At 61.0% G+C, this 20,534-nt stretch carries 22 protein-coding genes; 5 read left to right on the top strand and 17 right to left on the bottom strand.

Features of this window, described 5'->3' with window-relative positions:
* Nucleotides 1–79 precede the first annotated feature (79 nt).
* The 4 genes from NKI17_RS09375 to NKI17_RS09360 form a co-directional block, all read right to left on the bottom strand.
* Nucleotides 80–1,582 (bottom strand): AMP nucleosidase, encoded by a 1,503-nt coding sequence (locus NKI17_RS09375; protein WP_352905737.1) that lies wholly within the window; start codon nucleotides 1,580–1,582, stop codon nucleotides 80–82.
* Between the two features lie 80 nt (nucleotides 1,583–1,662).
* Nucleotides 1,663–1,857: a hypothetical protein gene (locus tag NKI17_RS09370; protein ID WP_352905736.1), complete on the bottom strand. Its 195-nt coding sequence runs from the start codon at nucleotides 1,855–1,857 to the stop codon at nucleotides 1,663–1,665.
* 41 nt (nucleotides 1,858–1,898) lie between these two features.
* Nucleotides 1,899–2,051 (bottom strand): hypothetical protein, encoded by a 153-nt coding sequence (locus NKI17_RS09365; protein WP_023677802.1) that lies wholly within the window; start codon nucleotides 2,049–2,051, stop codon nucleotides 1,899–1,901.
* A gap of 204 nt (nucleotides 2,052–2,255) precedes the next feature.
* The gene (locus tag NKI17_RS09360; protein WP_023677801.1) at nucleotides 2,256–2,600 is read right to left on the bottom strand and encodes a DUF2147 domain-containing protein; all 345 of its coding nucleotides are present in this window, start codon (nucleotides 2,598–2,600) and stop codon (nucleotides 2,256–2,258) included.
* Between the two features lie 459 nt (nucleotides 2,601–3,059).
* Between NKI17_RS09360 and NKI17_RS09355 the strand changes: the two genes are divergently transcribed.
* Both NKI17_RS09355 and NKI17_RS09350 read left to right on the top strand, forming a co-directional pair.
* The gene (locus tag NKI17_RS09355) at nucleotides 3,060–3,326 is read left to right on the top strand and encodes an SEL1-like repeat protein (protein ID WP_010915070.1); all 267 of its coding nucleotides are present in this window, start codon (nucleotides 3,060–3,062) and stop codon (nucleotides 3,324–3,326) included.
* 378 nt (nucleotides 3,327–3,704) lie between these two features.
* A complete protein-coding gene (locus tag NKI17_RS09350; protein WP_352905735.1) occupies nucleotides 3,705–4,826 on the top strand; it encodes a branched-chain amino acid ABC transporter substrate-binding protein in 1,122 nt (373 codons plus the stop codon).
* Between the two features lie 96 nt (nucleotides 4,827–4,922).
* Here NKI17_RS09350 and NKI17_RS09345 read toward each other — a convergent pair whose 3' ends face one another.
* The 11 genes from NKI17_RS09345 to NKI17_RS09295 form a co-directional block, all read right to left on the bottom strand.
* A complete protein-coding gene (locus NKI17_RS09345) occupies nucleotides 4,923–6,911 on the bottom strand; it encodes an acetyl/propionyl/methylcrotonyl-CoA carboxylase subunit alpha (RefSeq protein WP_352905734.1) in 1,989 nt (662 codons plus the stop codon).
* 111 nt (nucleotides 6,912–7,022) lie between these two features.
* Nucleotides 7,023–7,397: a hypothetical protein gene (locus NKI17_RS09340; protein WP_352591963.1), complete on the bottom strand. Its 375-nt coding sequence runs from the start codon at nucleotides 7,395–7,397 to the stop codon at nucleotides 7,023–7,025.
* A 43-nt stretch (nucleotides 7,398–7,440) separates the two neighbouring features.
* Nucleotides 7,441–7,821 carry a hypothetical protein gene (locus NKI17_RS09335; RefSeq protein WP_245274740.1) on the bottom strand — a complete coding sequence of 127 codons (381 nt, stop codon included), beginning with the start codon at nucleotides 7,819–7,821 and terminating at the stop codon, nucleotides 7,441–7,443.
* A gap of 29 nt (nucleotides 7,822–7,850) precedes the next feature.
* Complete coding sequence (locus tag NKI17_RS09330; protein WP_352578451.1) at nucleotides 7,851–8,225, bottom strand: hypothetical protein; 375 nt, start codon at nucleotides 8,223–8,225, stop codon at nucleotides 7,851–7,853.
* A gap of 115 nt (nucleotides 8,226–8,340) precedes the next feature.
* Entirely contained in the window at nucleotides 8,341–8,871 is a 531-nt protein-coding gene (locus NKI17_RS09325) for an O-acetyl-ADP-ribose deacetylase (protein WP_352905733.1), read from the bottom strand.
* 1 nt (nucleotide 8,872) lies between these two features.
* Nucleotides 8,873–10,480, bottom strand: a complete 1,608-nt coding sequence (locus NKI17_RS09320) for a carboxyl transferase domain-containing protein (RefSeq protein ID WP_352905732.1) — start codon at nucleotides 10,478–10,480, stop codon at nucleotides 8,873–8,875.
* A 4-nt stretch (nucleotides 10,481–10,484) separates the two neighbouring features.
* Nucleotides 10,485–10,868, bottom strand: coding sequence for a type II toxin-antitoxin system VapC family toxin (locus tag NKI17_RS09315; RefSeq protein ID WP_023677795.1), 384 nt, complete (start codon nucleotides 10,866–10,868; stop codon nucleotides 10,485–10,487).
* Nucleotides 10,865–11,257 (bottom strand): AbrB/MazE/SpoVT family DNA-binding domain-containing protein, encoded by a 393-nt coding sequence (locus NKI17_RS09310; RefSeq protein WP_023677794.1) that lies wholly within the window; start codon nucleotides 11,255–11,257, stop codon nucleotides 10,865–10,867. The genes NKI17_RS09315 and NKI17_RS09310 overlap by 4 nt, the downstream gene beginning before the upstream one ends.
* 82 nt (nucleotides 11,258–11,339) lie before the next feature.
* Entirely contained in the window at nucleotides 11,340–12,503 is a 1,164-nt protein-coding gene (locus NKI17_RS09305) for an isovaleryl-CoA dehydrogenase (protein ID WP_352905731.1), read from the bottom strand.
* Nucleotides 12,504–12,551: 48 nt separating this feature from the next.
* Entirely contained in the window at nucleotides 12,552–13,214 is a 663-nt protein-coding gene (locus tag NKI17_RS09300; RefSeq protein ID WP_352591978.1) for a TetR/AcrR family transcriptional regulator, read from the bottom strand.
* A 150-nt stretch (nucleotides 13,215–13,364) separates the two neighbouring features.
* A complete protein-coding gene (locus tag NKI17_RS09295; RefSeq protein WP_023677791.1) occupies nucleotides 13,365–13,643 on the bottom strand; it encodes an acylphosphatase in 279 nt (92 codons plus the stop codon).
* A 199-nt stretch (nucleotides 13,644–13,842) separates the two neighbouring features.
* Here NKI17_RS09295 and NKI17_RS09290 point away from each other — a divergent pair, with 199 nt between their 5' ends.
* Nucleotides 13,843–14,343 (top strand): winged helix DNA-binding protein, encoded by a 501-nt coding sequence (locus tag NKI17_RS09290; protein ID WP_352905729.1) that lies wholly within the window; start codon nucleotides 13,843–13,845, stop codon nucleotides 14,341–14,343.
* A gap of 32 nt (nucleotides 14,344–14,375) precedes the next feature.
* Here the strand turns inward: NKI17_RS09290 and NKI17_RS09285 are convergent, their stop codons facing one another.
* Nucleotides 14,376–15,482, bottom strand: coding sequence for a pyridoxal phosphate-dependent aminotransferase (locus NKI17_RS09285; RefSeq protein WP_352905728.1), 1,107 nt, complete (start codon nucleotides 15,480–15,482; stop codon nucleotides 14,376–14,378).
* Nucleotides 15,483–15,602: 120 nt separating this feature from the next.
* Here NKI17_RS09285 and NKI17_RS09280 point away from each other — a divergent pair, with 120 nt between their 5' ends.
* Together NKI17_RS09280 and NKI17_RS09275 are read left to right on the top strand one after the other, a co-directional pair.
* Nucleotides 15,603–17,255 (top strand): tetratricopeptide repeat-containing sulfotransferase family protein, encoded by a 1,653-nt coding sequence (locus tag NKI17_RS09280; protein WP_352905727.1) that lies wholly within the window; start codon nucleotides 15,603–15,605, stop codon nucleotides 17,253–17,255.
* 80 nt (nucleotides 17,256–17,335) lie between these two features.
* On the top strand, nucleotides 17,336–18,988 hold the full coding sequence (locus tag NKI17_RS09275; protein ID WP_352905726.1) for a tetratricopeptide repeat-containing sulfotransferase family protein: 1,653 nt from the start codon (nucleotides 17,336–17,338) through the stop codon (nucleotides 18,986–18,988).
* 263 nt (nucleotides 18,989–19,251) lie between these two features.
* Here NKI17_RS09275 and NKI17_RS09270 read toward each other — a convergent pair whose 3' ends face one another.
* Nucleotides 19,252–20,403: a porin gene (locus NKI17_RS09270; RefSeq protein WP_352471037.1), complete on the bottom strand. Its 1,152-nt coding sequence runs from the start codon at nucleotides 20,401–20,403 to the stop codon at nucleotides 19,252–19,254.
* Between the last annotated feature and the right edge of the window lie 131 nt (nucleotides 20,404–20,534).

Raw genomic sequence — 20,534 nt, 5'->3', positions numbered from 1 at the left:
GCTTTGTCTATCGGCAGAAGTGCGGCTCAATCAAGATGACGAAATGTCCTGACCTGGACCGACACATGCGATTCGGCATTTACTGGAAGGCCGTTTCCGAAAAGCTCCTGAGCTTGCGCGAATGCAGTCGCTCCATCGGCATTTCAGCCAGCTTCTCCATCGCCCTGATGCCGATGGTCAGGTGCTGCGCCACTTGCCGCTTGTAGAACTCGGTCGCCATGCCCGGCAACTTCAATTCGCCATGCAGCGGCTTGTCGGATACGCAAAGCAGCGTGCCATAGGGCACCCGGAAGCGGAAGCCGTTGGCGGCGATCGTCGCCGATTCCATGTCGAGCGCGATCGCCCGCGACTGCGACAGCCGCTGGACCGGCCCGCGCTGGTCGCGCAGCTCCCAATTGCGGTTGTCGATAGTGGCGACGGTGCCAGTGCGCATGATGCGCTTGAGATCATATCCGGAAAGCCCGGTCACCTCGGCGACCGCTTCCTGCAGAGCCACCTGGATTTCGGCTAGCGGCGGGATCGGCACCCAGACCGGAAGATCGTCGTCGAGGACATGGTCTTCTCGTACATAGGCATGGGCCAGCACATAATCCCCGAGCGCCTGCGTGTTGCGCAGGCCGGCGCAATGGCCGAGCATCACCCAGGCATGCGGCCGGAGCACCGCAATATGGTCGGTGATCGTCTTGGCGTTGGAAGGCCCAACGCCGATATTGACCATGGTGATGCCGCCATGATTCGGCTTCTTCAGATGATAGGCCGGCATCTGCGGCAGGCGAGGCGGCGCAGCACCCTCACCGGGCGCGCTGTCCCCTGCTTTGGTCACGATGTTGCCCGGCTCGACGAACTCGACATATCCATCACCGCCATTGGCCATCAATTCGCGTGCACGGGCGACGAATTCGTCGATGTAGAACTGGTAGTTGGTGAACAGCACGAAGTTCTGGAAATGCTGGGGACTGGTCGCCGTATAATGCGACATCCGGTGCAGCGAATAGTCGATCCGTTGCGCGGTGAACGGCGCCAGCGGCCGTGCCTCGCCCAATGCCACTTCGAACGTGCCGTTGGCGATCTGGTCGTCGGTGCCGTCGAGATCCGGCACGTCGAACAGGTCACGGATCGGCCGTTTGATGCGCTCGGCAGCAGTGCCGTCGACATGCGTGCCTTCGAGGAAGGCGAAATGCAGCGGGATGGGAGTGGTCGATTCCGAAACCGTGACGGGAACGCCGTGGTTGCGCATGATCAGCCGAAGCTGTTCGGTGAGGTAGCTTTCGAAAAGAGCAGGCTGGGTGACGGTGGTTGAGAAATGCCCCGGCGTCGGCATGTGGCCATAGGCCTGCCGCGAGTCGATTTGCGTAAAGGAACTCGTGGTGACGCCGATCTCCGGATAGAAAGCCCGGTAGCGTTTGTTGTTGTCGCCGCCCGCGGCGAGCGCGGCAAATGAATCGCGCAGGAACTTGGTGTTGCGGTCGTAAAGCACCTGTAGGGCCGCGACGGCCTTCTTGGCGTCGTTGAAGCTCTGCCGGCCAAACGGCTCCGGCGTGACCACCGATTCAATGGCTTGGGGATAGATTCGCTTTTCCATGACCCAATATAGAGAGTTGGACGCGCGGTTGGGAGGGGGTAAGGCGGCCTCAATACGCGCTGTCGGCGTTTTTCGGTCTGCTAACCGCGCTGCAGGCTAACCAGCAGCACAAAGCCGAGGCCTGACTTCCTCAACGCAGGCGCCTCGATCGTCGAGCCGGGATTGGTGCGCATCGTCGGCACGGCCAGTACCGGTACCGAAAGAACAGTCAGGATGAGCGCCGCGCGCGGCAGCAGCCGAAGCGTCTTGAGGGTGTTGGCGGCGAGGCGGTTCATTGGCGTTTTGCTTTTCTCTAAAGGTTCAGCTCTTTGTCGTTTCAGTGGTGAAGATGGTTCAAGCAACCGAGTCGGCAGGAACTGGCGACGTCCCAGGAGCGGGACGGCCGGCCGGCTTCGGCGACAAGGACGGCGAACAACATGCCGAACAGGCTCATCAGCAGGCAGACGATGGTGAAGCGGCGGGCAAGCATTGCGCGGTGTCTCCTTCAACACGCATGACAATGCCTTGCCCAGGGTGAACCGGCTCTGATCCCGGCGTTCATCTGGGGTTCAAAAATGGTTGATGATTTCTGAGAGGGTCCGCCTTGAGTGCAGCGACCCATGGCGACGCCATGGCTGCGAGGCCGATAAAACGGGGCCGACTGGCCCCGCTCACCCCGGCAGGAAGGGCACGATCAGAGCTTGTGCCAGGTCTGGCTCTTGCAGATCAGCCCGCCGAGCACGCAGCCGCTCATCTTGAGCGAACTGCCGGAAAGCGAAGCCTTGCCCGAATAAGTCTTGTCGGTTTCCGGGTCGGTTATGGTGCCGGCATATTTGTTGTCGCCGGCAACCTTCAGTGAACCGATGTTCTTGCCGGCAAATTTGCCGGATTTGAGCGTAATCGAAAATGCCCCGCCGCCACCCGAAATGGCGGCAGTCGATCCGGCTTGCGTTTTCCAATTGCCTTCGATCGGATCGGCCCATGCCGCGCCGGTCATCATTATTGCGGCCGCGAGGGCCAGGCTCACTTGTCGAAACATGTCTTTCCTCCCTCAGGTAAGTCCAATCGGGCTCCGTCCCGGGTGTCTGCCCCTTACGCACACGTAAGCTAGTCCAGCTCCCGGAAAAACAAAAGCGGTGCCGCGACGGAAGGGTTGCGGGTTTTTGCCCGCTCCCGATCGGCCGCGCCGGCGAAAAATGAAACGGGCCGCACACGTCTTTGTCTTCTGTGGTTAGCGGAGTCTTGATCCGCGCCTCGCAAGTTTTCTTCAAATCTTGTGCAAACCGGCGCGATTGCTGGCTTTGTATCCTTAACGAATTTTCGCGTTTACCTCTTGTTTTAGCTTTGTTTTCCTCAAATTAAGCACGCCATTTAACGACGGATTCAAGCCTCCGGGGCATTCTCGAAAGCATCGAAAGAGCGGCCGCCCCCGACGGTAATCAAGGACACCGAGGGACAGACGGAGACAGCTCTCGGGAGCCAGAACAGGGGATTTGAAATGGCACGTTTTGAAATGCTTGAAGCCGGCTTCGGCGCCATGGGGGCAACTGCCCAGGCCGATATTCTTTTCGAGTTGGGCATGATGTATGCGACTGGCCGCGATTGCGAGACCGATGTCGTCGCCGCCCACAAATGGTTCAACATCGCCGCGATCAAGGGTTCGGCCCGCGCCGCGGAACTGCGCTCCGAATTGTCTGCCGCCATGTCGAAGGTCGAGATCGCCAAGGCGCTGCGCGAAGCTCGCGAATGGATGACGATGCACTGAATTCGCCGGCATCGACTTCACAAGGGTACTGACATCACAACAGGGATGCTTCGGGTCAAGGCCGCGCAGAGGGCCGGGCTCGAAAAATCAAGGCCGCGCAAGACGGCTGAGCCAACAAGATCAAGAACACGGCGGCAAGCTGTGCAATAGACAGGGAAGGCGAGCGGGTCCTGGCGCCGATGCGTTGGGAAGCTCATGGCAAAAGCCGCGACCGGCCGGAACAAGGCTGGCGCGGCTTTGTCTTTGGGACCGCGTGTGCAGGCCCAATCGAGCGCCGACGATGCGCCTAGACAGCTCCGGTGAAGGATGAAATTCTCCCGCCACTCTGGAAGAGGCGCGGCCGGGATGGTCGCGCGAGAGTGGAGGAGTTGTGTCACCATGAAGAAATTCAGTATTTTGAGCGCAGCCATATTTGGCTTGATGATGACCGCGCCGGTCGCCTTCGCCGACGACATCACCTTTTCGGTGGTCGGACCGATGACCGGTCAGCTTGCCACCATCGGCGATCAGTTCAAGCAGGGCGCGCAAGCCGCCGCCGACGCGATCAACGCGGCGGGCGGCGTCGACGGCCGCCAGATCAAGCTCGACGTCGAGGATGACCAGTGCGATCCGAAGCAGGCGGTTTCGGTCGCCAACCGCATCATCGCCAATGGTGTCAAGTTCATCGATGGCCACGCCTGCTCGGGCTCCAGCATCCCGGCCTCCGCTGTCTACGCCGAAGCCGGTGCGCTGATGATGAGTCCGGCTTCCTCGAACCCGGTGCTAACCGACGCAGCGGCGAAAGCCGGCTGGCCGACGATCATGCGCCTCTATACGCGCGACGATGCGCAGGGCGCTTTCATCGGTCCCTGGATCGCCAAGAAATATGCCGGCAAGAACGTCGTCATCATGCACGACAAGAGCGCCTATGGGCAGGGCGTGGCCGATGCCGTCAAGGCAACGATGAACCAGAACGGTCTCAAAGAGATCCTCTACGAGGGCATCAACGCCGGCGAGAAGGACTATTCCGCTCTTGTTACCAAGCTCAAGGAGCTGAAAGCCGACGTCGTCTATTTCGGCGGCTATCACCCCGAAGCCGGCCTGATCCTGCGCCAGTCGGCGGAGCAGAACCTCAAGTTCCAGTTGATCATGCCGGACTCGATCGCTTCGCCGGAATTCTGGCAGGTTGCCGGTCCGGCCGGCGAAGGCACCATGTTCGTCTTCCCGTCGGATCCGCAGGCGAAGCCCGAAGCCAAGGAAGCCATCGCCAAGATCAAGGCCGGCGGCTTCGTGCCGGAGGGCTTCACGCTGTTTTCCTATGCGGTGATCCAGGCCTTCGCCGAAGGCATCAAACGCGCCGGCAGCGACGATCCGGCAAAAGTCGCTGAAGCGTTAAAGAACGGCCAGCCGATCAGCACGGTTGTCGGCTCGGTCACCTTCGACGAGAAGGGCGACCTCAAAAACGCCAGCTACGACATCAACCAGTGGCACGACGGCAAATACGCGCCGATCCAGCCGTGATGGCCGCGGCGCCAAGACGCGCTGCTGTAATTGAACATGGCCGGGGTCAAACCCGGCCATGTTGTTTTTGGCGACGCCTTTGTCACGCGTTCGAGATCACTTCGTGGATAGGGAAACAGCAGTCAACTGAGGTTCCTCGGCAAAGCGAACCAGCACGGTGCCGTCGGTTACCTGCGCGCCTTCGGCAGCAATCTCGGCGATAACCCCGTCATGGGGCGCGGCAATGGTGTGCTCCATCTTCATCGCCTCCAGGATCAGCAGCGGCTGGCCCTTGATCACGGACTCGCCTCTGGCTGCACGCACCAATTTGACTAGGCCGGGCATTGGCGCGCGCAGGCTGCCGGAAGCGGCGGCGGCTTCGTCGGCTCGCGCCAGCGGATCCGGCACGGCAAAACCGTAGCCTATTGCACCATCGAAGACCGTGACGTGGCCCGGCCAGCGGGCGAGGCGAGGCGCGGCGCGAAGATCATGCGAATTGACGCTGTCATAGGGCGCATCCAGCGCCACCTCGAACCGTCCGTCCGGCCGCACCGACACGCGCGTGACGATCTCCTGCTCGCCAAACTTCAGCAGCATGCGCCGCGCTACAGTGTGGAAATGCGCATAGCCGGCCAGTGACGACCAGGGATCGTCCGAGGACGGCAAGTCGCCCGCACCGGACGCGGCAAGTGCCGCGGCGGCAATCGTCTCACCGCTCGGCGGCGGAACCGCCGTCAACGCCTGCAGATGCCTAGCGATCAGGCCGGTATCGACATCGCCCGCCGCAAAATCTGCATCAGCGACTAGGGCGGCAAGGAAGGCAGTGTTGACCGTCGAGCCGGCGATTTCTGTCTGCGACAGCGCCGCGCCAAGCGCTGTGAGCGCTGCCCGTCTGTCCTTGCCGTGGATGATCAGCTTGGCGATCATCGGGTCGTAAAACGGCGAAATCGCATCGCCGGCGCGCACACCGGTTTCGATGCGCATGGTCGCACCCTCCGGTGCCGGCTGCGGAAATTTCAAATGGTGCAAGGTGCCGGTCGCCGGCAAAAACCCTCTTGCCGCGTCCTCGGCATAGATGCGCGCCTCGAAGGCGTGGCCGGAGAGCGCGATCTCGCTCTGCGTCTTCGGCAGTTTTTCGCCGGAGGCTACCCGCAACTGCCACTCGACCAGGTCGATGCCGGTGACCATTTCGGTGACGGGGTGCTCGACCTGCAGGCGGGTGTTCATTTCCATGAACCAGAAACGGTCGGCCTTCAGCCCTTGCGAGGCATCGACGATGAACTCGATCGTGCCGGCGCCGGAATAGTGGATTGCCTTGGCGGCTTTCACCGCCGCCTCGGTCATCGCCTTGCGCAGTGCCGGCGTCATGCCCGGGGCAGGCGCCTGCTCGATCACCTTCTGGTGGCGGCGCTGTGCCGAGCAGTCGCGTTCGTGAAGATGCACGGCGTTGCCGAAATTGTCACCAAACACCTGCACTTCGATGTGGCGCGGCTTGTCGACATATTTTTCCACCAAGACGCGGTCGTCACCGAACGCGGCTTTCGCCTCGCGCCGCGCGCCCGACAGTGCTTCCGAAAAATCATCGGGATGCTCGACGCGCCGCATGCCTTTGCCGCCGCCGCCGGCGCGCGCCTTGATCAGTACGGGGTAGCCTATCTCGCGCGCCTTGGAGGCGAGCAACACGATCTCCTGCGCTTCGCCATGGTAGCCCGGAACGACAGGCACGCCGGCCTTTTCCATCAGCCGCTTGGCCGCGTCCTTCAGTCCCATGGCGCGGATCGAGGCCGCCGACGGGCCAATGAAGATCAGCCCAGCCGCCGCGACCTGGTCGACGAATTCGGGGTTTTCCGAAAGAAAGCCGTAGCCCGGATGGATGGCCTCGGCACCTGTGGCCAAGGCCGCCGCAATGATCTTGTCGCCGCGCAGATAGCTTTCGTTGGCGGGAGAGGCGCCGATATGCACCGCTTCGTCGGCCATTTCGACATGCAAGGCGCGATCGTCGGCGTCGGAATAGACGGCGACGCTGCGCACACCCATCCTGCGTGCCGTGCGGATCACCCGGCAGGCGATCTCGCCACGGTTGGCGATCAGGATCTTGGCGAACATCGGGCCTCCACAGGCAGAGCTGCCGCCAACGGCGCGAATTCTCGTCACGCGAACTGCGGCAATGCCCTGCTTTGTAGTCTGGCGGTCAAAGGGTAGGCAAGCGAGGCCTGCCTACTTTGAGGCCGCGATTTCGCAAGCTCCCCCGGTCGTGACCCTGTAACGGTCGCGGGTGACCTGGCAGGATTTCATCGCCATATCCTCGGCAGCCTTTTGCGAGGGCGCATTCAAGCGCGAGCCGCACAGGATGTACAACGAACGCACCCGGGAATACGGAGTGGTCGCATAAGCTGAATGGCCGCTGGCCGCCACATAGGCCTTATATGCCTTGGTGCATGGCCGATCCGCGGTCGCCGGAAAATACGGGTAGAAGCGGACGTCGCCCTTGCTTCCAGCCAGCGATTCCGCCGCGCCGACATTGGGGCTCGAGATTAGAAGCAACCCGGTTATTAGCGAGAAGACTGCTTGTTTGACGCCTATAGATTTCATTTTTCCCACCCATTGAATACGTCGAAGGCCGACGAGTGTCGGTCTATTTGGAGGCAGCTATGGCGCAGGCCCCTGCAGTCGTGACCTTGTACTTGCTGCGCGCGGACTGGCAGGATTTCAACGCCAGCGCCTCCGCAGCCTTCTGGGATGTTGCATTCAGATAAGCACCGCAAATAGTGAATTCGGTTGCCCAGTTGAATGGCGTCATCGCATAGGCCGAGTGACCGCCAGCCGCCACATAGTCCTTGTAATTCTTGCCGCAGCCTCCGATTGTACCCGGTGCAAAATAGACCGGAAAGCGGCTGTCGCCCTTGCTTCCCGCCAGCGATTCGGCGGCGCCGACATTCGGTGCAGAGGCCACAAGCAGTGCAAGTACCGACATGGTTGCTCGCTTGATTGATAAAGATTTCATTGCCAAACCCATTTGAACCCCAAACACTGAAATATATTCGCCTACTTGGAGGCAGCGATTTCGCAGCCGCCGCCTGTTGTAACTCTGTAACTGTTGCGGGCGGCCTGACAGGATTTCAACGCCAATTCTTCGGCAGCTTGCTGTGACGGTGCATTCAAGCGCGAGCCGCAGATGATGTACAGAAAACGCACCCGGGAATACGGAGTGGTTGCATAGGCTGAATGGCCGCCGGCCGCTACATAGGCCTTGTAGGCCCTGGTACACGGATCCTTCGGGCTCTGCGGCAAATAGGGATAGAAACGGGTCTCGCCCTTGCTTCCCGCCAGCGACTCCGCTGCGCCGATGCCAGGGGTCACTAATATAAGCAACCCTGCAAGTAAATGCACAGTTGTTCTCTGAAAAACCCGCCGCCTCATCTTCGCCCAATCCCCATTGGTATTTGCGATGATCAATAGCCGTGATTCTTTCGTCTGGCCAGATCGAGAAGCAAAAAATAGTCTGGAGATGTGGTGGGTTGTCTCCCGCGCAGGGTCACACCCTGCCGAGTGCAGCGACGACCCGCTGATACAATTCGGCCGTCGGCTCGTCGAAGCAGCAGAAAATGACGGTTTCCGGAACGATGTTCTGGCCGATGAAGGCGCTCACGGTCCCGACAGCAATTTGCGTCGCCTGATCCTTCGGATAGCGGTAGGCCCCGGTCGAGATCGCAGGAAACGCCACCGTCCGGCAGTCCTTTGCGGCGGCGATTTCGAGCGACCGGCGATAGCAGGAGGCGAGCAGTTCGGCTTCTCCTTTGCTGCCACCTTGCCAGACCGGCCCGACCGTATGAATGACGTAGCGCGCGGGCAGCCTGTAGCCCTTGGCGATTTTTGCGTCTCCGACCTTGCAGCCATGCAAGGTCCGGCATTCTGCCACAAGCTCGGGGCCGGCCGCGCGGTGGATAGCGCCGTCGACGCCGCCGCCTCCGAGAAGAGAGGTATTGGCGGCGTTGACGATGGCATCGACCGCCAGCTTCGTGATGTCGCCGGTTTGAATGCGAATCCTCTGGCCGGTATCGCTCATCTCACATCCTGAACACGCCGAATTTTGTCTCCTCGACCTCGGCGTTGAGCGCGGCCGAAAGGCTGAGCGCCAGCACCTCGCGGGTCTTGGCCGGGTCGATGATGCCGTCGTCCCAGAGCCTTGCCGACGAATAGAGCGGGTGTCCCTCGTGCTCGTACTTCATCAGAATCGGCTTCTTGAATTTCGCTTCCTCCTCAGCGCTCCATTCCCCGCCCTTGCGCTCGATGCCTTCGCGCTTGACCACGGCCAGCACCGTTGCCGCCTGCTCGCCGCCCATCACCGAAATGCGGGCATTCGGCCACATCCACAGGAAGCGTGGCGAATAGGCGCGTCCGCACATGCCGTAATTGCCGGCGCCGAACGAGCCGCCGATGATCACGGTCACCTTCGGCACCTTGGCCGTTGCGACCGCCATGACCAGCTTGGCGCCGTCCTTGGCGATGCCGCCGGCCTCGTATTTTCGCCCGACCATGAAGCCGGTGATGTTCTGCAGGAAAATCAGCGGGATCTTGCGCTGGCAGCACAGCTCGATGAAATGCGCGCCCTTCAGCGCGCTTTCCGAAAACAGCACGCCATTGTTGGCGACGATGCCGACCGGCATGCCGCTGAGATGGGCAAAACCGGTGACCAGCGTGGTGCCATAATTCTGCTTGAACTCATCGAACTCGGAGCCGTCGACGGTGCGGGCGATTACCTCGCGCACGTCGTAGGGCTGGCGCAGATCCGTCGGCACGATGCCGTAGAGTTCATGTGGATCGTGAAGCGGCGGAATCGATTTCTGTAAGGCAAGGCTTACATTCTTGTTCCGATTCAGGTTTTTGACGATACGCCGGCATATGGCCAGCGCATGCTCGTCGTCGAGCGCATAATGGTCGGCAACGCCGGAAAGCCTTGTGTGCACGTCGGCGCCACCGAGGTCCTCGGCGGTGACGTCCTCGCCGGTGGCCGCCTTCACCAGCGGCGGCCCGCCGAGAAAGATGGTCGCCTGGTTGCGCACCATGATTGTCTCGTCCGACATCGCAGGCACATAGGCGCCGCCGGCCGTGCACGAACCCATGACGCAGGCGATCTGCGGAATGCCGGCGGCCGACATGTTGGCCTGGTTGTAGAAGATGCGGCCGAAATGATCGCGGTCGGGAAACACCTCGTCCTGGTTGGGCAGATTGGCGCCGCCGCTGTCGACCAGATAGACGCAAGGCAGATTGTTCTGCAATGCGATCTCCTGTGCACGCAGATGCTTCTTCACCGTCAGTGGATAATAGGTGCCGCCCTTCACCGTGGCGTCATTGACGACGACCATCACTTCGGTGCCTTCGACGCGGCCGATGCCGGCGATGAGGCCGGCCGAAGGGATGTCCTCGCCATACATCGACCATGCCGCGAACTGGCCGATTTCGAGGAAGGGCGAGCCTGTATCGAGCAATTGGGCTAGGCGTTGCCGCGGCAGGAGCTTGCCGCGGGAGACGTGCCGCTCACGCGCCTCTTCCGAGCCACCGCGCTCGATGGCGGCGGCTTTTTCAGCAATATCGGCGACTACCGCCCGCATGCGCTCGGCATTGGTGCGGAAGGCATCGGAGGCGGACGACATCTGAGAGGTGAGGGGGGCCATGGCGCTACCGGATCAGCTCGATCTTGCAGCCGACATCGAGGTCGCCCCAATCGCGATCAGCGGTGACGGCAATGGCATTCTCGCGAATTGCCAGCGCCAGGCAAGCCCGATCGCCCAGCGACAAGCCGCGATGCCGCGTCAATTGTCGAAGCTGCCCGGCGGCGATGCCCATCGCGTCGTCGAAAACGGCGATCGGCATGCCGAGACTGGCGAGGTCGTCCGCGGCCTGTTCCATGCTGCGTCCCTTGTCGATCAGCTTGGCGATGATTTCGGCCGCATTGACCGAACTGCATTGTGCATCCGGCGCGAACCCCAAAGCATTATCGGTGCCTTGCTCGTTGAGCAGGATTGCGAGCGCCGCCGAACTGTCCATGACGTAGGGCTTCATTTCGCCCGCTTTCCTGTCGTCCCTTCGGCGTGAAGCCGGTCCAGACGCTTGTCGCTTCGACGCTGCTCTTCCCGCCGCTCCTTCAGAAATTCGTCGACGACGCTTTCACCGGGCTGTTTCAGCGCCGACAATTCGGCCTGGACGCGTCGCAGATTCTGCAGCCACGATCTTACCCGCAGCTCGCCGTTTTCGACATGAAGGATCATGTCCTCGCCAGGCTTCACGCCCATCTCCTCGCGCATCGCGGCAGGAATGACGAAGCGCCCGCCCTCGCCAAGCTTGACACGCTCGCGTTTCGCCGGAGCACGAAGCTGTGGTTGGCGAGCGCCGGCATCGAATCGTGCTTGCGGATCTTCGTCAAATCCGGACTTTCCCGTTTTGCCAGCCATGGTCCGTCTCGCCTGTGTTGTGGCACATATGCCGAAGTGTGCCACATCGTGCGGCTTCTGGCAAAATCTCAAAAAGACGCCATCAGGCGCCCTCCACCATGATTTCCCGCCCGATCAGCCAGCGACGGATTTCGCTGGTGCCGGCGCCGATCTCGTAGAGCTTGGCGTCGCGCAAAAGCCGGCCGGTCGGGTAGTCGTTGATGTAGCCGTTGCCGCCCAAAAGCTGGATGGCGTCGAGCGCCATCAGCGTTGCCTTTTCGGCGGCGAAGAGAATACAGCCGGCAGCATCCTTGCGGGCCGTCTCACCGCGATCGCAAGCGGCGGCCACGGCATAGACGTAGGCGCGCGCCGCGTTCATCGTCGCATACATGTCGGCGAGCTTGCCTTGCACCAGCTGGAATTCGCCGATCGGCTGACCGAACTGCCTGCGTTCATGCACGTAAGGTATCGCCACGTCGAGGCACGCTGCCATCAGCCCGACCGGCCCGCCGGCCAGCACGGCGCGTTCGTAGTCGAGGCCCGACATCAGCACCTCGACGCCGCGCCCTTCCTCGTGCAGCACATTGTCGAACGGCACTTCGACATTCTCGAACACCAGCTCGCCGGTGTTCGAGCCGCGCATGCCGAGCTTGTCGAGCTTTTGCGCCACGGAAAAACCGGCAAAGGCTTTTTCGACGATGAAAGCGGTGATGCCGCGCGAATGGAGTTCCGGATCGGTCCTGGCGTAGACGACCAGCGTCTCGGCATCCGGCCCGTTGGTGATCCACATTTTGGTGCCATTGAGCACATAGCGATCATTGCGCTTTTCGGCGCGCAGGCGCAGCGACACCACATCGGAGCCGGCTCCCGATTCCGACATCGCCAGTGCGCCGACCTTCTCGCCGCTGCAGAGCGAAGGCAGATATTTTTCCTTCTGCGCCTGCGTCGCCCAGCGGTTGATCTGGTTGACGCAGAGGTTGGAATGGGCGCCGTAGGAGAGGCCGACCGAGGCCGAGGCGCGCGAAATCTCCTCCATCGCCACGACATGGGCGAGGTAGCCCATGCCGCTGCCGCCGAAATCGGGATCGGCGGTGATGCCGAGCAGGCCGAGCCCGCCGAGCTCCGCCCACAGATGTGCCGGGAATTCGTTCGAGCGGTCGATCTCGGCGGCGATCGGTGCGATCTTTTCCTGGGCGAAGCGCCGCACCAGGTCGCGCAGCGCCTCGATGTCTTCGTCAAGCCCGAAGTTGAGCGTATGCGTGTACATGCCGTTCCTCCCGGCGCACGACCGCGAAAATCGGGATCATGCGCGAAATCAAAGTGCTGCAGCGTCCGTTGCGCGCTCGAATGGACGCACGGCGCCGTGGCTCGTCCTCGCGCCATCGCTCTTTGCTCCAACAAGGCGCATTGTCATTGCTAGATATGTAGCGGTGACTTCGGCGATCGACAGCCGTTCGCCCGGCCGGAACCAGACGATGACGCCGGTCATCATCTGGATCAGCGCCATGGCGGTGAGCCCGGTGTCTTCGATGCTGAATAACCCCCCTTCGACGCCGTCGCGCAGGATGGCGCGCAGCTCCTTCTCGTAGGCCGTGCGCATGCGCAGGATCTGCGTGAGTTTTTCATGCGACAGGCTGCGCAGCTCCATGTTCGAGACATGGGTGGAGTGGCGGCGTTCGATATGGAAAGCGATGTGGTTTTCGACATAAGCGGCAAGCCGCGCTGCCGGATCGGCGCCGACAGGGCGTGTTGCGCGCCACGCCTCGATCAAGCCTTCCATATGCTCACGCATCAGCATGAACAGAAGGTCCTGCTTGGTCGGGAAGTAGCGGTACAGCGCCGCTGCCTGGACGCCGACCTCGGCCGCCAGTTGGCGCATCGACATCGCCTCGTAGCCAAGACGCGCAATCAGGCTGACCGCCGCCTCGCGGACCGCAGCTTCGGTCTTCTCTCCGTCGGAACCGGTCGTACGCGCCATGACAAGCCGCCTTTTCGCGGACAATAAAACAAACGTTCAATTAATTCAAGAACCGAGGCATGTCCGGGCAGGGCAATGGCTTCAGATTTGCTCTATCTGCACCCTGGAGAATTTTGTGCGATGGAAGCGAATGAGCAGGACCATGCCTTGCTAGGCAACAATCCTGAAATCGGCCGACGTGTCGCGAGCCTCGATCTCTTCGACATCGACCTTTGAAACCGCTGCCCCTGGCGGCCCTTGCCAAAACCGTTCGATCATCGTCGAGACCGCCGCCCCGGTTCCTGCAATCAAGGCTGTCACCGAGCCGTCAACTTCGTTGCGCACCCACCCGGCAAGGCCAAGCGCCGACGCCTCGCGCCGCACCCAAACCCGGTAGCTGACGCCTTGCACCTTGCCGTATATGCGTACCTGCACCGTACGATCGGTCATCGCGCTCTCCATCCTTTGAGTCGAGTCTGGCGCATCGCCGCGCAAATTCAACCGCGCAACGTGCATCGAAGGTTTCTCTCCGGTCGCTATCCGCCAGATTTCGCACTGCGAGATGGGTGGCGCCTCCACCGATGATTGACTAAGTCAAATAATAGGCGATCATGGCCCTGACGGAGCGGTCCGTCCGAAGGAGGTCGACATGCCGGCCGATCGGAATGCCCTTGTCGCGGAGATACGTGGCTTCAATCGCTTCTACACGCGCCTGATCGGGCTGCTCGACCTGACCTTGACGCACAGCGCCTATACGCTGGGCGAGGCGCGGCTGCTGTTCGAATTGGGCGGCCGATCCCGCGCTGTCGCCAATAGCGGCGGTGAGGCAGGGTTTCTTGCACGGGCGTTCCACCTCGATCTCCGGCCGGCGGCCTCCGAAATCGCTGCCGAACTCCGGCTCGATCCGGCCTATGTCACACGCGTCCTGAGGAGGTTCGCCGCCGCTGGCCTGACCGAGACACGCTCTGACGCAGCCGATCGGCGCAGACGTATCCTGTCGCTGACCGCTCGCGGAAGTGCTGAGCTCGCCAGGCTTCACGCTGCGGCGGATCGCGACCTCGCCCGGCTGACGGCCGGCCTCGCCGATGACGCGGCTGCCGAATTATCGGACGCCTTGAAGTGCGTCATGCGCCTGCTCGGGGAGAAATAGCGGGCAGCACTGGAATCCCGGCGTTGCGCTCTTCAGTTCCCCCGCGCTGCCGCCAGTGCGCCAGGCAGTTCCTCGGCAAAGATGTCGAGCTCGTGGTCGAGGCCGACACTGACCCGGATGCAGCGGTCGAGAACCGGCACCATCGGCTTGCGGATGAAGACGTCGCGTGATAACAGCGTCTGCAGCACTTTCAGTGCGAAAGCGCCGTCGCGGCCGCAGTCGATGGTGACGAAATTGGTCGCCGAAGGCAGCGGCTTCAGCCCGTTCGCTTCGGCTATTGCGGCGATACGCCGGCGGCCGGCGGCGACCCGCGCCACCACGCTATCCAGCCAGGCCTGATCGGCAAGCGCCTCGACACCGGCGATCTGCGCCATGCGGCTGACGCCATAGTGGTTGCGGATCTTCTCGAAGTCCCGAATCACCTGGGCCTCGGCCACCGCATAGCCGCAGCGTATGCCGGCCAGCCCATAGGCCTTGGAGAAGGTGCGCATATGAATGACGTTCGGCCGCGCCACATCGATCGGCGGCAGCGCTGAGGCTGGCCCTAATTCGCCATAGGCTTCGTCGAGCACCAGCATTGTGGTTTCCGGCAAGGCTTCGATGAAGCGGCTGAGCTCGGCGGCTTCCCACCAGCTGCCCATCGGATTGTCCGGATTGGACAGGTAGACCAGTGGCGCCTTTTCCCTGGCCACTGCCGCCAGCAGGCCGTCGAGGTTTTCCCGATCGTTCTCGTAGGGCACTGCGACCAGCCGGCCGCCGACGCCGGCAACATGAAAGTTGAAGGTCGGATAGGCGCCGCGCGAGGTCACCACCGCATCGCCCGGCGCCACATACATGCGCGCAACCAGGCTGAGCAGCCCGTCTATGCCTTCGCCGACGACGACGTTTTCGGCGCCGACGCCGAGATGCCTGGCCACGGCTACCTTCAAATCGTGATTATCGGGGTCGCAATACATCCACATGTCGCCGGCAATCTCGGCCATGCGGGCAACGACGCGCGGCGAAGGGCCAAAGCTGCTCTCATTGGCGCCGATGCGGGCGCGAAAGGCGCGGCCGCGATCACGCTCCTGCGCCTCAGGGCCGACAAACGGCACCGTGGAGGGAAGCGCGTCGATGAGCGGCGTAAGGGGAGGGCGCATGGCAAAGGCTCGTTCGAAAAGGGGCCTTCTTGCTAGCCTGCCAGCTTGGCCTGCGCAAGTTCCGCGGCAGGCGGGCACGTCAGGCTGGATTCTCCCGGATCATTTTGCTAGCGAGACATGATGAGCAACCGACTGCCGCCCGCCTGGTCCAAACATATAAAGTCCCGCTCGGCGCCGAAAGTGGAACCGCCGAAAGCCAAACCATTGTCGCGGGCGCAGGCTGACGACATGCTGCTGAAACAGGCGTATGACTTTCAGCAGGCCAAGCGGTTGGCCGAGGCTAAGGAACTGTGCCGTCGCGTGCTGGAGCGCACGCCCAACCATCCCTTGGCATTGTATATTATGGGCACGCTATTCATCGGGCTCGACGATGAAATTGCATTGCGATATTTGGCGCGAGCCGTCGGCGAGGAGCCTCGAAACCCCTATTACCACCTTAGTCTGGGTGAAACCTATCTGAAGGTCAGCGAATATTCGCCCGCAATCACCCATATCCAGCAGGCCTTGAAGTTGAAGCCGGATTTGCTGGAAGCGCTTTGCGCGTTGGGACGCGCTTACGTCGAATTCGACAAGGCTGACATGGCTCTGCCGCTTTACGAGAGAGCGCTCAAGATCAACCGCGATCATCCTCGCGTTCGGGCGGGATTGGCCAGCGCACTCATCGGTCTCGGCCGCATGGACGAAGCCGAAATCTATCTGAAAGAGGCGATCGAACGTCGCATCGCCATGCCCGCCGCCTATAATGAGCTTGTGCGCACGCGCAAATTCACTGAAGAGCCGGCGGAACTTAAGTCCATCTTGCGCGAGCTTGGCAACCCAAAGCTTGATCCGGACAGTGCGATGACACTTCATCACGCTGCCGGCAAGGTGCTGAACGACCTTAAGCGCTATGACGACGCGATAGATCATTTCAAGAAAGCCAAACAGGTCGCCGGCTATAAGTTCGATCTGGAAACCTATCGCCGCTGGGTCGACTCCACGATCGAGTTCTTCAACCCGGATATGTTGGCTGCCAAGGCGGCTTATGGAAGCCCATCGGAAGTGCCCGTGTTTGTATTGGGCATGCCCCGCTCGGGGACCACCCTGACCGAGCAGATTTGCGCGAGCCACCCGGATGTTCACGGCGCAGGAGAACTTAGCAAGCTAAGACGAACCGCAAATGCTGTCGGCCTTACGAGGCTTTCGGCACAGGGTTTGGGCCAATCGATCGTGCCGATCACCCCCGACCTAGCCAAGATGCTGACCGAGGGGCACCTGTCCTACCTTCGTGAGCGTGCGCCGACCGCACTTCGCATAGTCGACAAGATGCCCCAGAATTTCGAACTGATAGGCCTCATAGGCCTTCTTTTCCCCAACGCGCGGATTATTCACTGTCGCCGCGACGCCATCGACAATTGCCTCTCATGCTTTTTCCTGAATTTCTCCAAGGGACACAGCTACATCACCGACCTGCAGACGCTCGGGCTGTATTATCGTGAATATGATCGCCTGATGCGACATTGGGACAAGGTTTTTCCGGGACGCATCTTCGAAAGTCGCTACGAGACGCTGGTTGCGGATCAGGAGGCACAATCGCGCCGTCTGATCGATCATCTTGGATTGCCCTGGGACGATGCCTGCCTGCGCTTCTTCGAGAATGACGGTTCGGTCAACACGGCCAGTCGCTGGCAAGTCCGGCAGCCGATCTACAGGTCATCTGTCAAGCACTGGAAAAATTATGAGGGCAAGATCCAGCCGCTGATCGACGCCTTGGGCGACCTAGCCGAACTTTGAACAAGGAGGGCGCCCGACAGGATAGGCCAGCCCTTCAGGCCAGGCTGGATTCTCCCGGACCATTTTGCTAGCGAGACATGATGAGCAACCGACTGCCGCCCGCTTGGTCCAAACACATAAAGTCCCGTTCGGCGCCGAAAGTGCAGCCGTCGAAAGTGAAATCGCCCTCGCGCGCGCAAGCTGACGACATGCTGCTGCGACAGGCGCTCGAACTTCAGCAAGCCAAGCGGCTCCCGGAGGCGGAGGAATTATGCCATCGCGTTCTCGCCCGCACGCCCAATCACCCGCTTTCGCTCTACATCCTCGGCACGTTGGGGCTCGGTATCGACGACGAGTTGGCTCTCAAATATTTTGCGCGGGCAGTAAGCCAGACGCCTCAGAATCCATATTTCCACCTTAGCCTGGGAGAGGCCGGTCTGAAGCTTGGCGACAGCTTGCTTGCGATCAGGCACCTGCAGCGCGCCTGCGAATTGAAACCCGATCTGGTGGAAGCGCTTTGCGGACTAGCGCGTGCCTACGTCAACTTCGACAAGGCCGAGATGGCTTTGCCCCTTTACGAGAAGGCGCTAAAGATCAACGGCGACCATCCCATGGTCCGGATTGGTCTGGCTGGTGCGCTCACCAGCCTCGGCCGCATGGACGAAGCCAGAGCCTATCTCGATCAGGCAATAGAACGTCGCGTCGATGTTGGGGCAGCCTACAATTACCTGGTCGACACGCAAAAGTTCATCGAAAAACCTGCCGAGCTCGACTCTATCCTGCGCGAACTCTCCAATCCCAGGCTCGAACCCGTTGCTGCATCGCAGCTCCACCACGCGGCAGGAAAAGTGCTGAACGACCTTCAACGCTATGAAGAGGCGATAGATCACTTCAAGAGGGCGAAAAAGGCCGCTGGTCACGATTTCGACCTGGAGTACTACCGCCGAAGCGTCGATTCCATGATCGAGATATTCAGCCCATCACTATTGGAAGCCAAGGCTGGCCACGGCAGTCCGTCTGAAGTGCCTGTGTTTGTGCTGGGCATGCCCCGGTCGGGGACGACGCTGACCGAGCAGATCTGCGCGAGCCATCCGGATGTCCATGGCGCCGGGGAGCTTACGAAGCTGCGGCGAATCGCGAACTCGATGGGCTTTAGAATACTGTCGGATGAGGACCTGCGCAGTTCGATTATGTCGATGACGAGGGATCAGTCGAGGGCGCTGGCCGAAGAATACCTGTCCTATCTGCGTCAGCACGCGCCTGCCGCGCCCCGCATCGTCGACAAGATGCCGCACAACTTCGAGTTTATCGGCGTGATTGGAATTCTCTTTCCCAACGCACGCATCATTCATTGCCGGCGCGATGCCATCGACAATTGCGTCTCCTGCTTCGTCTTGCATTTCACCAAGGACCACGGCTACAACGCCGACCTTGAGACACTCGGGTTGTACTACCGCGAATATGATCGCTTGATGCGGCACTGGGACAAGGTCTTTCCCGGACGTATTTTCGAAAGCCGCTATGAGACGCTGGTTGCGGATCAGGAGACGCAATCGCGCGGTCTCATCGATCATCTCGGCTTGCCTTGGGACGATTCGTGCCTGCGCTTTTTCGAGAGGAGCGGATCGGTCAATACCCCGAGCCGCTGGCAGGTCCGGCAGCCGATCTATAGTTCATCCGTCAAACGCTGGAAAAAGTATGAGAGCGCAATTCAGCCGCTGATTGACGCCTTGGGCGATCTGGCTGAAATTTGAACAAGTAGGATGCGCCCGATCGGCCGAGGTCGATCGTGACTTGCTGTCGAGATACATTGATCCGGTAGGCCAGCTCTTCAGATCGGCCCAAGTTTTTCTTTTGCACGAACAAGCGTGCGGAGCGAGCATTGCATTCGACCAGCCCTGCGATCGGCTGCTCAGCAGCAGCCTGCATTATGCATCGAGAGTTGACAGCTGCGTCGCGCCGATACGAAAAACCCGGCGGTTGCCCGCCGGGTTCAATCTCAATCTAGCTCGGACTGTTAGAATGAGCGCTGGAAGCGGAGCATGCCGCCGACGCTGTCCTTGTCGTCGGCATTGGTCCAGTTGCGATCGTAGGCTTTGTCAAACTGACCGTCGCGGGCCCAATCGACTTCGGCAGTGATCGTGAGACCGGGAACGATATCGTAGGCAATGTTCGCGGCGACGCCGTAGTTTTTGTCATCGTCAGCCGACGCCTGGAGGTTGAACGAGGTCTTCTCGTTTATGGTGTAAGTGCCACCACCCCAGACTGCCCAGTTGCCGCCCCACTGCTTGTAGAAGTTGCGGTCGATGTTGTCGTCAGAGCCGTAGCCGGCCATGATGAACAGTGTCAGGTTCTGTATCGGCGTAACGTCGACGCGAACCTTGCCGGCCCACTCTTCCCAGGTGCTGTCATAGGCGGCGACACCGGTGATCGAGCCCCAGCCCTGCGTGTATTTGATACCGCCGACGACATAGGGGACATAGCTGTCGATGGAATCATTGCCGCTGTTGCTGTCTTGGAAAATGCCAGGATCAGCGGCGGCACTGCCCGAACCGGTTTCCAACGAAGCCACGGCCGAGAAGCCGTTTCCGGCATCGAAGTAATACTGGACGACATTGGTGTCGAAGCCGCCGTAGGGGACCAGCGTATCCTGGATGACGTTGCCGGCGTAGCCGATGAAGGTATCAAAGGCCGATTCGTCCTTGCCGACGCGCAGACCACCGAGCTGGACCCAGGCAAAGTTCAGCGAAACGCTCGTACCGCCATTGAAGTTGTCATCAAGGTAATCGTTGTGGTTACCCCAGTTGAAGCGCGTCTCGGTGTAGGTCTTCAAGGTGCCGAGCTCGGTTTCCTGGCCGGTCCAGGTCTTCAGCGTGAAGCGGGCGTGCTTGTAGTAAGTATCCTGCGAGTCGCCGTCCTGCTGATCGGTGGTCTTTGCACCGTCGAATGAGCCGACGTCACCGATGCCGATGTCATAGCGGACGTAGCCGCCGATGCGCAGGCAGGTTTCGGTGCCGGGGATGTAGAAATAGCCAGCGCCGTAGACGTCGCAAATCTTGACGTATTCAGCGGGTTCCGGCTCGGCGACGACGACGGCGTCGGCGGCGCGCGCACCGGAAACTGCGATCAGTGCCGCAGCGGAGCCGAGAAGAAGGCTCTTGATGTTCATTTTCTGACCTCCAGTCAGAATCGAACGAAAGAGCGGAATTGGCACCGTGTGTTTCTGTCGTAAGTAGCTGAGATTGCGTTATTATTTGGGAAAACCGCTGATTATTGCACGATCACGTGAGGAGCGGCAGA

The organism is Mesorhizobium sp. M0816 (genome assembly GCF_040320005.1).
Lineage (GTDB): Bacteria > Pseudomonadota > Alphaproteobacteria > Rhizobiales > Rhizobiaceae > Mesorhizobium.
The sequence above is the reverse complement of the archived record's forward strand: the minus strand, read 5'-3'. Positions and strand labels throughout refer to the sequence as shown.

Bases quoted from the DNA above. Each gene is read 5' to 3' on its own strand.
- NKI17_RS09375 (WP_352905737.1), bottom strand. From the start codon at position 1,582: ATGGAAAAGCGAATCTATCCCCAAGCCATTGAATCGGTGGTCACGCCG.
- NKI17_RS09370 (WP_352905736.1), bottom strand. From the start codon at position 1,857: ATGAACCGCCTCGCCGCCAACACCCTCAAGACGCTTCGGCTGCTGCCG.
- NKI17_RS09365 (WP_023677802.1), bottom strand. From the start codon at position 2,051: ATGCTTGCCCGCCGCTTCACCATCGTCTGCCTGCTGATGAGCCTGTTC.
- NKI17_RS09360 (WP_023677801.1), bottom strand. From the start codon at position 2,600: ATGTTTCGACAAGTGAGCCTGGCCCTCGCGGCCGCAATAATGATGACC.
- NKI17_RS09355 (WP_010915070.1), top strand. From the start codon at position 3,060: ATGGCACGTTTTGAAATGCTTGAAGCCGGCTTCGGCGCCATGGGGGCA.
- NKI17_RS09350 (WP_352905735.1), top strand. From the start codon at position 3,705: ATGAAGAAATTCAGTATTTTGAGCGCAGCCATATTTGGCTTGATGATG.
- NKI17_RS09345 (WP_352905734.1), bottom strand. From the start codon at position 6,911: ATGTTCGCCAAGATCCTGATCGCCAACCGTGGCGAGATCGCCTGCCGG.
- NKI17_RS09340 (WP_352591963.1), bottom strand. From the start codon at position 7,397: ATGAAATCTATAGGCGTCAAACAAGCAGTCTTCTCGCTAATAACCGGG.
- NKI17_RS09335 (WP_245274740.1), bottom strand. From the start codon at position 7,821: ATGGGTTTGGCAATGAAATCTTTATCAATCAAGCGAGCAACCATGTCG.
- NKI17_RS09330 (WP_352578451.1), bottom strand. From the start codon at position 8,225: ATGAGGCGGCGGGTTTTTCAGAGAACAACTGTGCATTTACTTGCAGGG.
- NKI17_RS09325 (WP_352905733.1), bottom strand. From the start codon at position 8,871: ATGAGCGATACCGGCCAGAGGATTCGCATTCAAACCGGCGACATCACG.
- NKI17_RS09320 (WP_352905732.1), bottom strand. From the start codon at position 10,480: ATGGCCCCCCTCACCTCTCAGATGTCGTCCGCCTCCGATGCCTTCCGC.
- NKI17_RS09315 (WP_023677795.1), bottom strand. From the start codon at position 10,868: ATGAAGCCCTACGTCATGGACAGTTCGGCGGCGCTCGCAATCCTGCTC.
- NKI17_RS09310 (WP_023677794.1), bottom strand. From the start codon at position 11,257: ATGGCTGGCAAAACGGGAAAGTCCGGATTTGACGAAGATCCGCAAGCA.
- NKI17_RS09305 (WP_352905731.1), bottom strand. From the start codon at position 12,503: ATGTACACGCATACGCTCAACTTCGGGCTTGACGAAGACATCGAGGCG.
- NKI17_RS09300 (WP_352591978.1), bottom strand. From the start codon at position 13,214: ATGGCGCGTACGACCGGTTCCGACGGAGAGAAGACCGAAGCTGCGGTC.
- NKI17_RS09295 (WP_023677791.1), bottom strand. From the start codon at position 13,643: ATGACCGATCGTACGGTGCAGGTACGCATATACGGCAAGGTGCAAGGC.
- NKI17_RS09290 (WP_352905729.1), top strand. From the start codon at position 13,843: ATGCCGGCCGATCGGAATGCCCTTGTCGCGGAGATACGTGGCTTCAAT.
- NKI17_RS09285 (WP_352905728.1), bottom strand. From the start codon at position 15,482: ATGCGCCCTCCCCTTACGCCGCTCATCGACGCGCTTCCCTCCACGGTG.
- NKI17_RS09280 (WP_352905727.1), top strand. From the start codon at position 15,603: ATGAGCAACCGACTGCCGCCCGCCTGGTCCAAACATATAAAGTCCCGC.
- NKI17_RS09275 (WP_352905726.1), top strand. From the start codon at position 17,336: ATGAGCAACCGACTGCCGCCCGCTTGGTCCAAACACATAAAGTCCCGT.
- NKI17_RS09270 (WP_352471037.1), bottom strand. From the start codon at position 20,403: ATGAACATCAAGAGCCTTCTTCTCGGCTCCGCTGCGGCACTGATCGCA.